The organism is Aeromonas sp. Y318-1, assembly GCF_027706125.1.
Classification (GTDB): Bacteria; Pseudomonadota; Gammaproteobacteria; order Enterobacterales; family Aeromonadaceae; genus Aeromonas; species Aeromonas hydrophila.
Map to the genome: position 1 here is coordinate 161,213 of NZ_JAPDCM010000005.1, position 16,022 is coordinate 177,234.

The 16,022-nt window shown below is 65.5% G+C and carries 12 protein-coding genes; 8 read left to right on the top strand and 4 right to left on the bottom strand.

Translation table 11 applies throughout. The features are described from left to right. Window positions 1–83 precede the first annotated feature (83 nt). From dsrO to OKB87_RS09580, 3 genes are read left to right on the top strand one after another with little or no spacing between them, the layout of a single operon-like run. The gene (dsrO, locus tag OKB87_RS09570) at window positions 84–872 is read left to right on the top strand and encodes a sulfate reduction electron transfer complex DsrMKJOP subunit DsrO (protein WP_270827243.1); all 789 of its coding nucleotides are present in this window, start codon (window positions 84–86) and stop codon (window positions 870–872) included. Continuing rightward, window positions 862–1,968 (top strand): NrfD/PsrC family molybdoenzyme membrane anchor subunit, encoded by a 1,107-nt coding sequence (nrfD, locus tag OKB87_RS09575; RefSeq protein ID WP_270827244.1) that lies wholly within the window; start codon window positions 862–864, stop codon window positions 1,966–1,968. The genes dsrO and nrfD overlap by 11 nt, the downstream gene beginning before the upstream one ends. Beyond that, complete coding sequence (locus tag OKB87_RS09580) at window positions 1,968–5,075, top strand: tetrathionate reductase subunit A (protein ID WP_270827247.1); 3,108 nt, start codon at window positions 1,968–1,970, stop codon at window positions 5,073–5,075. The genes nrfD and OKB87_RS09580 overlap by 1 nt, the downstream gene beginning before the upstream one ends. A gap of 56 nt (window positions 5,076–5,131) precedes the next feature. Here OKB87_RS09580 and OKB87_RS09585 read toward each other — a convergent pair whose 3' ends face one another. After that, window positions 5,132–6,493 carry an endonuclease/exonuclease/phosphatase family protein gene (locus tag OKB87_RS09585; RefSeq protein WP_270827248.1) on the bottom strand — a complete coding sequence of 454 codons (1,362 nt, stop codon included), beginning with the start codon at window positions 6,491–6,493 and terminating at the stop codon, window positions 5,132–5,134. Window positions 6,494–6,633: 140 nt separating this feature from the next. Here OKB87_RS09585 and OKB87_RS09590 point away from each other — a divergent pair, with 140 nt between their 5' ends. The 5 genes from OKB87_RS09590 to OKB87_RS09610 all read left to right on the top strand — a co-directional run bounded on the left by OKB87_RS09590 (window position 6,634) and on the right by OKB87_RS09610 (window position 12,375). Next, window positions 6,634–7,470: a patatin-like phospholipase family protein gene (locus OKB87_RS09590; protein WP_049048193.1), complete on the top strand. Its 837-nt coding sequence runs from the start codon at window positions 6,634–6,636 to the stop codon at window positions 7,468–7,470. A gap of 556 nt (window positions 7,471–8,026) precedes the next feature. Then, the gene (locus OKB87_RS09595; RefSeq protein ID WP_016351701.1) at window positions 8,027–9,001 is read left to right on the top strand and encodes an L-tyrosine/L-tryptophan isonitrile synthase family protein; all 975 of its coding nucleotides are present in this window, start codon (window positions 8,027–8,029) and stop codon (window positions 8,999–9,001) included. Window positions 9,002–9,011: 10 nt separating this feature from the next. Beyond that, entirely contained in the window at window positions 9,012–9,887 is an 876-nt protein-coding gene (locus OKB87_RS09600; protein WP_270827250.1) for a TauD/TfdA dioxygenase family protein, read from the top strand. Further along, window positions 9,887–11,170: a glycosyltransferase gene (locus OKB87_RS09605; RefSeq protein ID WP_270827251.1), complete on the top strand. Its 1,284-nt coding sequence runs from the start codon at window positions 9,887–9,889 to the stop codon at window positions 11,168–11,170. The genes OKB87_RS09600 and OKB87_RS09605 overlap by 1 nt, the downstream gene beginning before the upstream one ends. 278 nt (window positions 11,171–11,448) lie before the next feature. Next, complete coding sequence (locus OKB87_RS09610; RefSeq protein ID WP_011707051.1) at window positions 11,449–12,375, top strand: L,D-transpeptidase family protein; 927 nt, start codon at window positions 11,449–11,451, stop codon at window positions 12,373–12,375. A 75-nt stretch (window positions 12,376–12,450) separates the two neighbouring features. On the opposite strand, the gene OKB87_RS09615 is transcribed toward OKB87_RS09610, so the two are convergent. The 3 genes from OKB87_RS09615 to OKB87_RS09625 all read right to left on the bottom strand — a co-directional run bounded on the left by OKB87_RS09615 (window position 12,451) and on the right by OKB87_RS09625 (window position 15,759). Continuing rightward, on the bottom strand, window positions 12,451–12,843 hold the full coding sequence (locus OKB87_RS09615; RefSeq protein WP_252411254.1) for a VOC family protein: 393 nt from the start codon (window positions 12,841–12,843) through the stop codon (window positions 12,451–12,453). Window positions 12,844–13,018: 175 nt separating this feature from the next. Then, the gene (locus tag OKB87_RS09620; RefSeq protein WP_270827252.1) at window positions 13,019–14,359 is read right to left on the bottom strand and encodes a TldD/PmbA family protein; all 1,341 of its coding nucleotides are present in this window, start codon (window positions 14,357–14,359) and stop codon (window positions 13,019–13,021) included. Further along, complete coding sequence (locus OKB87_RS09625; RefSeq protein WP_270827253.1) at window positions 14,359–15,759, bottom strand: TldD/PmbA family protein; 1,401 nt, start codon at window positions 15,757–15,759, stop codon at window positions 14,359–14,361. The genes OKB87_RS09620 and OKB87_RS09625 overlap by 1 nt, the downstream gene beginning before the upstream one ends. Window positions 15,760–16,022 lie beyond the last annotated feature (263 nt).

Here is a 16,022-nt window from a genome sequence, read left to right on the forward strand (position 1 = left end):
AAAACCACAATAGAGACGACTTCCTGCGTTGAGGACAATCGGCCCAACCCCTTTCAAGCCAGCTCAGCAGAAGGAAAGACGCCATGGAGCCCAGCAAGCGCCGATTGTTATCCGGGATCGCCGCCCTCACCGCAGGGGCGGCCCTGATCCCCGTCACCCAGGTTCAGGCGCAGTCCGTTCCCGCTCCCCGCAACGGGCGGGCGGCCATCAGCCGGGGGGACGGGCGCAAGCGTTACGGCATGCTGATCGACCTGCGCCGCTGCGTCGGCTGTCAGGCCTGCACAGTGGCCTGCACCATCGAAAACCAGCCTCCCCTCGGCCAGTTTCGCACCACGGTGAGCCAGTACGAGGTGAGCGACGTGGCCGCCCTCGAGGCTCCCGCCTCTCTCTTGATGTTGCCGAGGCTGTGCAACCACTGCGCCGAGCCCGCCTGCCTCGATGTCTGCCCCACTGGCGCCACCTTCCAGCACGATGACGGCATCGTTGTGGTCAACAACGATTGGTGCGTCGGCTGCGGTTACTGCGTGCAGGCCTGCCCCTACGATGCCCGCTTCATCAACCACGAGACCAACACCGCCGACAAGTGCACCTTCTGCGCCCATCGGCTGGAGGCGGGGCTCTTGCCCGCCTGCGTCGAGAGCTGTGTCGGCGAGGCGCGCATCATAGGCGATTTGAACGACCCCGCGAGCCGGATAAGCCGCTTGCTGCGCCAACACGAGCCGGCGCTCAAGGTGCTCAAGCCCGAGGCCAATACCCAGCCGCGGGTCTTCTATCTCGGCATGGACGAGGCCTTCGTCAGCAAGGTCGACGGCAACCCGGCCCTGCGCACCCTGCTCACCGACGATGGCAAGGAGATAGCCCATGGTCATTAACGAACTGCTGGCCCCGGCTCAGCCCATCACCTGGCTGCCCTGGGCGGTGCAATATTTCTTTCTCATCGGCCTCGCCTACGGGGCCCTCTGGCTCGGCGCGTTTGAGCTGTGGCGCAAGGCGCCGGACCCGCGGCTGCAGACCCTGGCGGCGGTGCTGATGGTAGGGGCTGGTCTGGTGGCTCCCATCGCCCTGACCGCGGATCTGCACCAGCCGGCCCGGGCCTGGCACTTCTACGCCCAGACGCGTTTTGGCTCCGTCATGTGGTATGGCGCCTATCTGCTGCCGCTGTTCAGCCTGCTCTCCATGCTGCTCGGCTGGCTGCTGCTAAGGCCTGCCCTGGCCCGGCGCGGCGCAGAAGGGGACAAGATAGCCCGCCTTGCCCGGCTGCTCTGCCTGGGAAGCTGGTCGGGGCACGTTTGGCTGCGGCCCCTCTCTTTGCTGGCCGCCCTGAGCGGGCTCAGCATCGCCCTCTACACCGGGCTTGAGACCATGGCGGTGGCGGCGCGCCCGCTCTGGCATACCCCCTGGTTGCCCTGGCTGTTGACCCTGAGCGCCGTGCTGGGGGCCCAGAGTGCCCTGCTGCTGCTCAATCGCTTGCTGGCGGGCTGGCGTGCCCAGACCGAGTCGACCCTGCTGCGCCAGAGCGGCTGGACGTTAGGCCTGCTGGCGCTCTCCCTGCTGGGCTGGGCCCTGTTTGGCGGCGCTTCGGCAACAGAGGCCGCAGCCCTCTATCGGCTCGATCCGAGCTGGCGGCTGGCGGCCCACTGGCTGTTGCTGACCCTAGGGCTGGCCAGCCTGCTGATGCTGCTGCGGCGAAGGATCTCTGCCAGCCTGGCACTCTGGGGGCTGGCGCTGCTGGGGCTGCACCTGGTGTGGGGCCTGCGCTGGCTGGTGCTGATCCAGGGGCAGCTCGCGCCCAAGTACGGGGCTGGCGTCTATCTCTATGAAATCGCCTGGGGGCCGGCCGGTGTGCTCGGCATTCTCGGCACCTTCGGTCTGCTGCTGGCCCTGCTGGTGGCCCTCTCGGAGCTGGTGCGCCCCTCTGTTTCCCCCGCCATCAAGGCATCCACTCCTTTTGCACGCGAGGCACTCTGATGGATCACAGCAAACGCAAGTTTCTCAAGGGCGCCGCCATCGCCAGCGGCACCGGATTGTTCGTCGCCGGTTACAGCGACACCCTCAAGCAGGTGGCGAGCGGCCTCATCACCGGCAGCTCGGGCAAGCCGACCCGGGATCCCATCCATGGCAACTCGCTGGCCGTGGAGTACCGGGTTGACGAGCGGGGGGAGTTGCACCCCAACCCGGCCCAGCGGGTTGCCAACACCATGTGCCTCGGCTGCTGGACTCTGTGCGGAGTGCGGGCTCGCATCGACAACGAGCGCGACCAGATAGTGCGGATCCTGGGCAACCCCTATCACCCCCTCTCCGCCCGCCATCACATCGACTTCAAGACCCCGGTCAAGCAGGCGCTGCTCACTACCAGCGGCTACCAGGAAGGGGGGCTGGACGGGCGCTCCACCGCCTGCGCCCGGGGCAACGCCATGCTGGAGCAGCTCGACAGCCCGCAGCGAGTCACCCGCTGTCTCAAGCGGGTGGGACCCCGTGGCAGCGGCCGCTGGCAGAGCATCCCCTTCGAGCAGCTGGTGGCCGAGGTGGTGGAGGGGGGCGATCTGTTTGGCGAGGGCCAAGTTGAGGGGCTGCGGGCCATTCGCAACCTCGCCGATCCGCTCGACCCGGCCAACCCGGAGTACGGCCCCAGGGCCAACCAGTTGCTGGTGAGCAACGCCTCGGACGAGGGGCGGGATCACTTCATCAAGCGCTTTACCTTCAACAGCTTTGGCACCCGCAACTTCGCCAACCACGGCGCTTACTGCGGCCTGTCGTTCCGGGTCGGCGCCGGCGCCCTGCTGGACGATCTGGAGAAGAACGCCCACCTCAAGCCGGACTGGGACGAGAGCGACTTCCTGCTGTTCATGGGCACCTCGCCCCAGCAATCGGGCAACCCCTTCAAGCGCCAGTCCCGCCAGCTGGCGGCAAACCGGGCGCGACCGGGCAAACCGTTCTCCTACGTGGTGGTGGCCCCCAGCCTGCCCAACACGGTGAACATGCCGTCCGCCCCCGCCAACCGCTGGCTGCCCATCCGCCCCGCCACCGACTCGGCGCTGGCCATGGCCATGCTGCGCTGGATCATCGACCACCAACGCTACGCCGAGTCTTTCCTGACGGCACCCAATGCCGCTGCCGCCGAGCGGGCCGGCTATCGCGGTTTTTGCAACGCCAGCCACCTGGTACTCTGCGACGAGTCCCACCCACGCTTTGGCCAGATGCTGCGGGCCAGCGATCTTGGCTTGCCCTTTGAGGGGGAAGCCTATGGAGAGGGGGACGCCATGCTGGTAGAGGAGGCGAGCAGCGGCGAGCCGAGACCCGCCGACCAGTGCGAGCGGGCCAACCTCTGGGTGGATCGCCCCATTGAGGGCCCAAAGGGGGAGTTGATGGTGAAGAGCAGCTTCCAGCTGCTGGCCGAGGCGTGCCGCGAGCACTCCCTCGCGCAATACAGCGCCGAGTGCGCCGTGCCGGTGAGCGATATCGAGGCGCTGGCGCGGGAGTTCACCAGCCACGGCACCCGGGCGGCGGTGGTCTCCCATGGCGGCACCATGAGCGCCAACGGCTTCTACTCGGCCTGGGCCATCATGATGCTCAACGTCATGATCGGGAACTTGAACGCAAGGGGCGGCGCCGTGGCGAGCGGCGGCAAGTTCGATCCCTTCGGGGCGGGGCCGCGCTACGATCTGGCGAGCTTCCCCGGCATGGTCAAGCCCGCCGGGGTCTTCCTGTCGCGCTCCAAGTTCCCCTACGAGAAGACTTCTGAGTATCGGCGCAAGCGCGAGGCGGGCCAGAATCCCTATCCGGCGCAAGAGCCCTGGTTCCCGATCTCGGGCCCCTTGCTCGGCGAACACCTGACCGCGGCGGTGAACGGCTACCCCTACCGGCTCAAGGCCTGGATCAACCACATGGGCAACCCCCTCTACGGCCAGGCCGGGCTCAGCAAGGCCATAGGCGAGCAGTTGAAAGACCCCAAGGTGCTGCCGCTCTTTATCAGCATCGACAGCTTCATCAACGAGTCGTCGGCGCTGTCGGACTACCTAGTGCCGGATACCCTGACCTACGAGTCCTGGGGCTGGGCCACCGCCTGGCACGGGGTGATGACCAAGGTTTCCACCGGCCGCTGGCCCATCGTGGAGCCCCGTGTCGCCAAGACCGCCGAGGGAGATCCGGTCTGCATGGAGTCCTTCTTTATCGCGGTGGCCAAACGGCTGGGGTTGCCGGGCTTTGGCGAGGGGGCGCTCAAAGGGGTGGACGGCAAGGTGCATGCCCTGCACAAGGCGGCGGACTTCTCCCTCTACGGGGCGGCCAACGTTGCCTATCTCGGCGAGCCGGTGCCCGCCATAGGTCTCGAGGATCTCGCCTGGTCCGGAGTGGAACGGATCCTGCCGGTGTTGAATGCCACCCTGAGCGCGGAGGAGGCGGGTCGCGCCGCCTATCTCTTCGCCCGCGGTGGGCGCTTCGAGCCGGCGGCCCAGGGGCGCGATGACGCGGGTCAACCGAGCAAGCGCTGGCCCAAGCCGCTGATGGTGTGGAACCCCGAGGTGGGCAGCCGCCGTCACAGCCAGAGCGGGCAATACTTGAGCGGTACCCCGCGCTTCTTCCGCCCCCAGCTGGCGGACGGCACGCCGCTCAATGAGGCGTTCAAGCCGGCCCAGTGGCCGCTGCTGCTCACCAGCTACAAGTCCCACACCATGAGCTCCATGAGCATCGGCTCGGATCGTCTGCGCCAGGTGAACCCCAGCAACCGGGTGCGGCTCAATGCGCAGACGGCGGCGCAGCTGGGGATCGAGAGCGGGGACCGGGTACGGGTCAGCACCCCGGATGGCAGCGTGATCGGGGTGGCCGAGTGCGTGGCCGGGGTGCAGGCCGATGCCATCGCCATCGAGCACGGCTTCGGCCACAAGGAGCTGGGGGCGCGGGAGCACTGGATAGACGGCCAGAAAGTGGTTGCCAACCCGCTGCGCGGAGCCGGGGTCAACCTCAACGATCTGGCGGTATTGGATCCCAGCCGCCATGGCCGCTACCCCCTGGTGGACTGGGCCATCGGCTCGTCGGCCCGCCAGGGGCTGCCGGCCCGGGTGGAGAAGCTGGTATGACGATCCAATGAAAACGGGGCCTGTGGGCCCCGTTGCTTATCTGCTCTGCGTCACTGTCACAGTTTGAAGTCGACCCATACCAGGCGGTGATCCGAGCTGACTCCCTTGGCGATGCCGAGCTTAGCGTCATACACCAGATGGTAGCCCGGCTCGAAGCTGGCCGGCCAGAACACGCCGGAGGCGACCGCGTTCAGGTTGGCGGAGGGCAGCACGTGGTCGAGCTGCAGACCGCTGCTGCTGGTGATGCGCTCCGGGGTGGGGCGGTTGTTGTTGCGCTTGCACTGATCCGGCTGGCTGGCGAGGCACTCGGGGCCGCCCTGGCTGACCGGGATCAGGGCGCCGTTGGTGACGGCCTGGTTGACCAGTACATGGTTGTGCAGATCCTGAATGGCGGTGAGATCCCCATCGCCAATCTGGGGATCGGCGTTGAGATCGCCGGCGATGACGAACTTGGCGCCCGCGGGCAGGCCACCGGCCTTGCCGGCGTCATCCACCATGTAGCTGGCGGTCTCCACGTAATCCTGCCAGAAGGCGACTTCGGCCCGGTTGTGCTTGACGTTGTGGCGCGCCGCGTTGCCGAAGATGGGCGGAGTCGGGTGGGAGATGAGGAAGTGGACCACCTCCTCCTTGTTGCCGCGCTTGATGCGCACCGGCACGTCGGCGTGGTTCTTGGACGAGAGCGGGAAGGCCTGCCAGGCTGCGTCGTCATACCAGGCATCGCCGCACTGGCGGCCGGCCGGGATCGGCGCCTTGGCATTGTTGCAGTCGTCGATGACCGGGTTCACTTCGCCCGGCATGTCCTTCCACTTGAATTTCTGGAAGGTGCGGATCTGCTTGGTATCGATGGGGTACTGGGACATCACGGCGAAGGCATACTGGCCGTGGTAGTTGCCAAAGCCCCAGGCGTCGTCCGGCCCGTTGTTGATCTTGCCGTCCAGGTTGAGGTCATGGCCGCTCATCAGACCGGTGTTGGTGGCGAAGTTCTGCAGCACCGGGTAGCTGATGGCCTTCACCTCGTCGTGCTGGGCATGGGCCAGGTAGTTGTCGTTGAAGGCCTTGAGGTCCGTGGTGTCGCTGCCCTGGCCGTCATTGTCGAATTCGTTGAGCAGGAACACGTCCGGCCGGGTGCGCTGGATGATTTCGGCGATGTTGCGGATCTGCTGCACGTCGAGGGCCTTGGTCTTCTCGGCGCCGCTCAAGGTGCCATCGGCGAGGCGGGCCAGCAGGGCATCCTGCTCGGTGCGGCTCAGGGCCAGTTCACCGGCGAGCATGCCGGCGGCGGTGCGATCGAAGGAGAGGTTGAAGGTAGCGAAGCGAACCATGGGGGTCGGGGTCTCGGAGTCATTTTGGCTGTTACAGCCTGCCATCAATCCGAGGGAAATGGCAGCGGCCAGTAGGGATTTGCTGATATTTTTCATTGTAATATTCCGTAGCATCAATAAGTTATACCTTGCTCATGGGGAGCGAAGGCGTGCCCATTATAGGGATCCCGGCCGGCAGCCGGGCTCTGAATGGGCCAAAGTGTGAGACCATTCACAGAGCAAAACGGGGAGGCAAGATGAGTCGGCGACAGACGGCCCTGGTGGTCGAGGGGGGCGCCATGCGCGGCATTTTCGCCGCCGGGGTGCTGGATGCGTTTCTGGCCAAGGGCCGCACGGCGTTTGATCACTGCATCGGCGTGTCGGCCGGGGCGGTCAATCTGGCGGCCTTTCTGGCCGGTCAGCAGGGGCGCAACCACAACGTCATCACCGACTATTCCTGCCGTCCTGAGTTCATCAACCTGGCCAAGTTCTTGCGCGGCGGCCACTGGCTCGATCTCGACTGGCTGTGGGCGATCACCATCCGCGAGTGCCGGCTCGATCTGGCGCGCTTTGCCGCCAACCCGGTGCCGCTGACCGTGGTGGCCACCCGGGTAGCGGACGGCCAGGCCGCCTACCTCAAGGCCAACGCCGCCGAGCTGGAGCAGCAGATCAAGGCCTCCTGCTCGGTGCCGCTGGTCTACCGGGACTTCGTGCGCATCGACGGGGAGGCCATGACGGATGGCGGGGTGGCCGACTCTATTCCGGTGCGCCACGCCTATGAGCAGGGGGCGCGCGACATCACAGTGGTGCTCTCCCGCCCGCTGGGCTATCGCAAGCGGGCACCGCGCCTGCCCGCCCTGCATCGCTACCTGTTGCGCGAGACGCCGGCCCTGGCTCGCGCCAGCCTGTCGCGTCATCAAAGCTACAACGATGCCATCGACTTCATCCGCCAGCCGCCGGCCGATTGCCGCATCCGGGTCATAGTGCCGCCGGCGGGTTTTCGGGTCGGCCGGATGACCACCGACCGGGGGCGGCTGGAGCAGGGTTACCAGATGGGCTGGCAGGCGGCCCTCGACTACCTAGGGAGCGCTTAGGCGCTCTTTGCACACCATTGCGGCCCCGGTCGGGGCCGCCACCATGAAAGCGTATGGCGATGGCGCAGCAGATCTGCGACGCGTCATTTCGCCCGGTCATTCCCCCTCTTGCGCGGCGGTGGCTGCACTCTGTTCGCCTGCTTAATATGTAGCTGGATAATTATTTGCGATATTTACAGCGAAATGGTCAGGATTGCCGCCATGAAAAAATATCACTATTAAGTTGTGCTAAATAATCCACGAGTCAATTTGTGACTGAATAATAAAGCGGTTGGGGAACTTTTCTGATTGGTGATATTTGATACGCATCAATTTAAATAAAATCTGTTTTTATTCATATGTATAGTTCAACTTAGCTTATGCGAAATAGATTATTCGCTGCGGGTTGAATCTGTTTACATCAATGGCGAATTGATAGCCTGACTTCATCTCGGCTACTGTCCCCTCTCGATTCGTTTGGGTAGCAAACGGATACAAAAATAATAACGACAGAGACTGGACGCATTGATAAAGAGTCATCTTTATTGATTTTAATCCTGCCAAAGGAGCCGGAATAATGAGTGGTTTATCTTCCCGTCATATTGCCCAAAATATATTTGCCGAGCTGTTGCCTTATCGCCGCCGCTTCCCCGATCCCATTCTGGATCGGCAGCAGGAGGAAGCAGAGGTGGCCGCCATCCAGATCCCCCGTCTGCAGGCCTTCATCGAGCGGGGCGAGACCATCACCTGCGTGCTGCCCGCCTTCCCCACCAAGTCGCCCAATCCGAACAAGGTGCTGGGCACCCTGCCGGACATGGCGGAGCGGCTCTCCCTCAGCTTTCTCAACCACCTCTGCCAGCGCATCCAGCTGCACTACGCGCCCGGCATGCGGATCCTCATCTGCTCGGACGGCCACGTGTTCGGTGACCTCATCCGGGTGGCAGACCCGGCCATCGACGCCTATCAGGCCCACATCGAGCAGCTGATCCTGGAGCTGGGGGCGACTCACCTCGGGGTCTTCCACTTAGGGATGGTGGCGGGCATGGCCGAGTTTTGCGCCAGCCGCGACTTCGACACCCTGCGCGAACAGCTGGTGGAGCGTTATGCCGAGCCGCTGGCACAGATCACGGAAGAGGTGAGAAGCACCGAGGAGGGCATTCGCCTCTATCGGGCCATGACCCGCTTCCTCTATGAAGACAGCCAGCTGCCGGATACTCCGCTCTCCAACACGGCGCTGCAGCGGGATGCCAAGGCGCGCACCCATGCGGTGATCCAGCGCAGCCGCGCCTGGGGCAACCTGCTGGCTGAGCGCTTCCCCGAGGCGATCCGTCTCTCCATCCACCCCCAGGCCAGCCACAGCCTGAAGATGGGCATCCACATGCTGCCGACCCGGGATGACTGGCTCACCCCCTGGCACGGGGTGGCGGCCAACCTGGATGGCCAGTTCGTGCTGATGAAGCGGCGCGACGTGCTGGCGATGGAGCATGAGCTGGTCCATATCCACGGCCGTCCGAGCCACTACCTGATCAATGGCAAGCAGGCCGCCGCCTGAGGAGTTTCCCATGACTGCATCCATCGTTACCCTCGGCGGCGAGCGCTGCCGCATCCTGCCACAGGCCCCGTTCGGCCTGCTGATTGAACCGGCCCGCAACGCCCAGCCGGTGCAGAGCCTGGCTATCGAGGCGCTGCGCGAGCTGGCCCGCCGCCACGGCGTGCTGATCCTGCGCGGGTTCGAGTCCGGCTTCACCGATCCCGAGCGGCTGACCCGCTACGGCGAGGAGTGGGGCGAGATCATGATGTGGCCGTTCGGCGCCGTGCTGGATGTGAAAGAGCACGAGAACGCCACCGACCACATCTTCGACTCCAGCTATGTGCCGCTGCACTGGGACGGCATGTACAAGCCGACCCTGCCCGAGTTCCAGCTGTTTCACTGCGTGCATGCCCCGGCGGCGGACGAAGGGGGGCGCACCACCTTCATCAATACCCGCCAATTGCTCACCGAGCTCGACGGCGAGCGGCTGGCCCGCTGGGAGCGGGTGCACATCACCTATCGCATCAAGCAGGTGGTGCACTACGGCGGCCAGGTGCGCTCGCCCCTGCTGGTGCCCCACCCGGTGAGCGGTGAGACGGTGCTGCGCTACAACGAGCCGCCGCGCGAGGGGGTGCGTTTTCTCAACCAGCATGCCCTCGAGATTGAGGGGGTGGCACCGGCCGAGCAGGCCGCCTTCCTGCAGGATCTGCACCAGCGGCTCTACGACCCGCGCTACTTCTATGCCCACCAGTGGCAAGGGGGGGACGTGGTGATCGCCGACAACCTCGGCCTGCTGCACGGCCGCGAGGGGTTCACGGCCCGCTCGGCCCGCCACATCCAGCGGGTCCACATCCAGGCCAGCCCGGTCTGTCTCAACCCGGTGCTGGCGCCGCAAGGGGCGGCGTGATGGCGACCATTTTGCTGGCGGCTACCGCCACCCCGGGCCACGTCAATCCCATGCTGGCGGCGGCCCGTCTGCTGGTGGAGGAGGGGCACAGGGTGCTGATGCTGTGCGGCGCCCTGTTCGAGCAGCGCATCCGCGCAGCCGGTGCCGAATTCGTGCCCTTCGCCCCCGAGGTGGACTTTGACTACCGGGCGCTGGAGCGGCATTTTCCCGAGCGGGCCAGCCTGAGCGGTACCGCCCAGATGGCGCTGGCGCTCAAGCGCTTCTTCGCCGCCCCCATGGCGCAGCACGACCGCCATCTGCGGGCGTTGATCGCGGCGGAGGGGGTGGATCTGCTGCTGGTAGAGAACGGCTTCTACGGCGTGCTGCCGCTGTTGCAGCAGGGGGACGGGCGGCGCCTTCCCATCCTGATGCTGGGGGTGAACCCGGTCTCCTGCTCGAGTCCGGATGCCATTTTCTACGGCCCGCGCATTCCTCCCGAGCTGCGCCGCTCCCTTGGTGAGCTGCCCTGGCTCGATGAGCCGACCCGGCAACTGCAGAGAGAGGTTCAGCAGAGCTTCGATGCCGCGCTGGCCGAGGCGGGGGCGCCGCCGCTGACGGCTCCCTTCACCGACGTGATGGTGACGGCCCCCGATGCCTTTTTGCAGCTCTCCTGCGCCGGCTTTGAATACGAGCGGCCGGAGCTGGAGGGGGTGATCCGTTATGTCGGCCCGCTGCTGCCACCCCGGATTGCGCTGACGCCGCCGCCCTGGTGGGAGCGGCTCGATGAGCGGCCGCTGGTCATCGTCAGCCAGGGCACCCTGGCCAACGTGGATCTGGGGCAACTGCTGATCCCGGCCATGCAGGGGCTGGCTGGCGACGAGCTGCAACTGCTGCTGACCACCGGCGGGCGGGATCCGGCGCGGCTCGGCGCCGCCGTCCCGGCCAATGCCATCGTCACCGAACACGTGCCGTTCGAACTGGCGCTGCCCCGCGCCGCCGTGCTGGTGACCAACGGTGGTTACGGCTCGGTGCAGGCCGCGCTGGCCCACGGGGTGTCGCTGGTGGTAGCGGGCACCGGGGAGGACAAGGCGGAGGTGGCCACCCGGGTGGCGTGGAGCGGCGCCGGCATCAATCTGCACAGCAACGAGCCGACGGCGGACGCGGTGGCGGCGGCGGTGCGCAAGCTGGTGCACGAGCCGCGCTATCGGGCCAGGGCCCGGCTGCTGGCCGACGAGATGGCTGCGCTCGATGCTCGCGCCGCCATCGCCGGGACGGTGACGGCCCTGCTCGGCGGGCAAGGGTGATCCCGTGATGAAACAGGGGGGCTCGATGGCCTCCCTGTTGTTCAGCTTGCGCTCAGTTTGTGGCTGCTAGGGTGGCAAGGGTGACAAGAGGCGGCGTCAGCGGCGCTGGATGCGCTTTTTCATGCAAAAAGAGCGATCCCGACGTTGAATTTTTGGCCGACTCAGGAAAGAATGCGCGCTCGGTAATCGACCTCGGACGCAAGGTGACTCGTCACGGGCCAGACCGAGGATGAAATGGCCGTCGGCCAACTTGGTACAGGAAACCACACAGGAATTTTATGAATCCCCTTCGCACTGCCGCTTCGGCTCTTTTATGTACTCTGGCGCTGGTCAGCCAGCAGGCCGCCGCCGTTGAATACCAGCTGCCTGCAGCCAACAGCCGTCTGATCGGTGAGAACCAGGAGTACGTGGTACCCGCGGACAACCGTCCGCTGGAGCAGATCGCCTCCGACTTCCAGTTGGGTCTGACCAACATCATGGAAGCCAACCCGGGTGTCGACCCCTACCTGCCCAAGGCGGGCAGCAAACTGGTCATCCCCCATCAGCTGATCCTGCCGAACGCTCCCCGCGAAGGGATCGTCATCAACGTGGCGGAGATGCGTCTCTACTACTACCCGAAAGGCAAGAACGTGGTACAGGTGCTGCCCATCGGCATCGGCCAGCTGGGGGTCAACACCCCGGAGAACTGGATCACCAAGGTGGAGCGCAAGCGCGCCAACCCGACCTGGACCCCGACTGAAAACATCCGTCGCCGCTACGCCGCCCAGGGCAAGACCCTGCCGGCGGTCTGGCCGGCCGGCCCGGACAACCCCATGGGTCTGCACGCGCTCTACATCGGCAACCTGTATGCCATTCACGGCACCAACGCCACCTTCGGCATCGGTCTGCGAGTGAGCAGCGGTTGCGTGCGTCTGCGCGCCGACGACATCAAGTACCTGTTCGACAACGTGCCGGTCGGCACTCGCGTCCAGTTTGTCAACCAGCCGGTCAAGACCACGGTCGAGCCGGATGGCGGTCGCTACATGGAAGTGCACGAGCCGCTGTCACGCAACGAGGAGGAGTTCAACTCCACCGCCTCCGTGCCGCTGCCCATGACCCAGGCCACCACCCGCTTCATCGCCCACATGGACAGCGATTCCAATGTGGTCAAGCAGGTGCTGGAACAGCGTACCGGCATGCCGACCCGTCTCAACCCGCAGGTCTGATGACCGGGGATACTGGCTAATGCACAACGGCGACCATGAGGTCGCCGTTGTTGTTTCTGGCTCTGCCACCGGTCATCAGCTGGCGGGAGGGGCATAGAGGGCCAGCCAGTTGCCCTCGGTATCTTCGATGATGACCCGGGAGCCATGGCCGCTGCCGATGCTGTGCAGGGGCTCGAGCACCCGTCCGCCAATCTTGGGCACCAGCTGTTCAGCCTCCTGCAGGCGCTTGCCAAGGGCGAGGTAGATGAGGGGGCCCGTGTGTCCCGGCTGGTGGTACTTGTCCATGGGGCCGAGACAGGCCGCCGCGTTGTTGCCATCGTGGCGCAACATGGCGAAGCGGATCTCCTCCTGTATCGGCGTGACCGGCACGTCGAGCAGGGCCGAGTAGAAGGCCATGGCGCGATCCAGATCCTTTGTCGGAATGTCGGCCCAGACCAGGGTATTGTCCATCTTGGTGATCTCCAGCATGTTCCGGCCGATGCGACCGGCGGCGCTGTTCCTTGCTGACGGCCTCTGGCGGCAGCTCGCAGGCAGCTTCCTAGAGGTTAGGAGCGGCCCATGAGGGGCGCCAGAGCTAAAAAAGCGGCGCCTGATGGCGCCGCTTTCTGATGGGGGGCTGGAGGTTTTTTCCTTCGATATACAGTTACTTGCCTGCAATGCTCAGCCCGCCGAAGCGGATAAGAGGCGCATAGAAGCTCTTGCCATCGTCGTGGTGCAGCACGTTGGCGACCGCTTCCAGCTCACCCAACAGGCGATAGAAGTTGCCCGCCACCGTGATGCCGCGCACCGGCGCCACCCGCACGCCGTCCCGACACAGGAAGCCGGAGGCACCGAACGAGAAGTCGCCGCTCACCGCATCGGCGCCGGAGTGCAGGCCGTCCAGCTTGACCAGCTCCAGGTACTCGCCGCCTTGCGCCTCGGTCTCGCTGTGGGGGCCGAGCCCGAACACCAGGTGGCGCGGGCTGACGTCCAGCGCACTGCGGGCGCTGCGCGCCGCCGAGCCGTTGCTGGCCAGGCCGAAGTGGTGGGCGGTGGCGCTGTTGTGCAGCAGGGTTTTGAGCTCCCCTTCGCCGATCAGCAGCAGATCCCGGGTGGGGGCACCCTCGCCATCGAAGGCCTTGATGTGCATGCCGCCCGGCATATAGGCCCGGCTCTCCAGGGTGAGCCAGCGGGAGGCCACCGACTGGCCCAGCTTGTCGCGCCAGGGGTTGATCCCCTGCTGGGCCCACTTGCCCGACAGCGCGGCCTGGAAGCAGCCGAACAGGCTGGCCAGGGCATTGGTGTCGAAGATGGCGCTGTAGTGGCCGCTCGGCACCGCGTCTCCCGCCAGCAGGCCGTCGGCCACGGCGTGGATCTGGCGGATGAGGGTCTGGCTGTCCAGCGCATCGAAGCGGCGCTCATATTGCCCCTGGGAGAACATGGACTGACGGCCGTCGCGCTCGATGAGGGCGGAGCTGTAGCAGCCGACGCTGAACGCCTGATGCTGGCAGAGGCTGCCCTGGCTGTTGGCGAGCCACAGCCGGCCCTCTCCCTCGAAGAAGCTGTTGTAGGGGGCGCCGGTCACGTCCGGTAGTGCCAGCATGTCCGACTCGAGGCGCAGAGCCAGGGCAATCTTCTCCTCCACGGGGGTGGTGTCGGGCTGGTTGATCTCGGCGCAGTCGGTGGTGAGCCGGCTCTGCTGCACGGCGATGGTCTGATCCGGGTCCACCTTGGCGAAGCGGCTGGCATCCAGCGCATCCTGCAGCATGGCGGCCAGCGCAGACTCGTCGAGGGACTCCGAATAGGCGATGCCGACCCGGCCCTCTTTTATCAGCCGAATGCCGATCTGCTGGCTGCTGGTGACCTTGTATTCGCTGAGTTCGCCCTTGTCGGCCTTGAGGGAGAAGGCCTTGTCCTGGTTGGCGATGATGTCCGCCTCGGCACCGAGATCGGCGACCTGGTCCAGCAGGCGGGCAAGCAGTTGGTTCATGTCGAGTTGGCTCATCAGGCGTTCCCTCCGACCAGGATATTGTCGACCTTGAGCGGTGGCTGGCCGACGGATGCCGGGATCGAGCCGGAGACCGAGCCGCACATGCCGGCGGAGAGGGCCAGATCGCGCCCCACCATGGAGATCTCCTTCAGTACTTGCGGGCCGGTGCCGATCAGGGTGGCCGATTTGAGCGGCCGGGTGATCTTGCCCCCCTCGATGAGGTAGGCCTCCTGCACGTTGAAGTTGAACTCTCCGGTGCCGGGCTGCACCGAGCCGCCGCCCATCCGCTTGGCATAGATGCCGTGCTCCACGGTTGCCAGCATCTCGTCCAGGCTGTGATTGCCCGGCTCTATGTAGGTGTTGCGCATGCGCGAGGCCGGCGCGAACTTGTAGGATTCGCGCCGCCCGGAACCGGTACGGGCATAACCGGTGCGAAGGGCCCCCATCCGGTCCACCAGGAAGCCGGTGAGCACGCCATCCTTGATGAGCTGGGTGTGCTGGGTTGCCATCCCCTCGTCATCGACGTTGATGGAGCCCCAGGCGTTGCCTTGCAGCCCCTCGTCCACCGCGCTGACCGCCGGATTGGCGATGAGCTGGCCCATCTTGTCGTGGAACACAGAGGCCTTCTTGGCCACCGAGGTGGTCTCCAGCAGGTGGCCGCATGCCTCGTGGAAGATGACGCCGCCAAAGCCGCTCTCCATGATGACCGGCAGCTTGCCGCTCGGGCAGGGGGCTGCCCCCAGCTTCACCAGTGCCTGGCGGGTGGCGGTGAGGGCCAGCTCGCGGGGATCCACGCCGGCGGCGTGTTCCCAGCCCATCATGGCGCCGGGGGCTTCATAGCCCACGCTCTGTTCGTTGCCAAGGGCGGCGATGGTCTGGGCCATGATGCGGTTGTAGTGACGGCGATCGCTCACCTGCACCCCTTCGCTGTTGAAGATCTCCACCTCCTGCTCCCAGCCCAGCACGTTGCCGGCAAACTGGCTCACCTTGTTGCTCTCGGCGCGGGCCGCGGCATCCATGGCATGCAGGTAGGCGATCTTCTGTTCCAGCAGCTTGTCGGCCGACAGCGGCAAGGCCACCGGGTTGCGATCGCTCAGGCGACTGAAGTCGAAGGCGGTGGCGGTCACCACGGGGTCACGCCGGTCCTTGGCCGCCAGCAGGCTGACGATGCGCAAGAGCTCATCGCGGCTGGCCAGGTTGGTGTAGCCATAGAGCACCTTGTGGCCGTAGCACAGGCGCACGCCGATACCGAAATCGAGGCCGCCGCTGATGTTTTCTATCTGGCTGGAGAGCAGGCTGAGCTGGTTGCGGCGCTTGCGCTCCACAAACAGCTCGGCGAAGTCGGCACCCAGCGCCAGCGCGTGATCGAGCACGTCGCGGGCGATGGCGGGGGCCAACAGGGAGAATGGGGTCATAGAATTTCCTTATTCTGGTCTGTCCGTTTGCTTCCGATACCCGGCTGTGATTGTTATGGGGTACCGTTTCCATTGTTGCAGACCAGCACAAAAAAGTCGCTATAGCGTCATGCGATGATACCGATTGAGAAAATCGGAGCGATTTATGCGCCCGGCAGCCCGAAACCTGGGGCGGCAGTCAGGGAAGCGTCGCAGCTGACGTTTGTTCAAGGGGGCCTTTCAGCAGGCCTTCTTCGTCATGCCGTGCGGGGAGAGGGCGATGG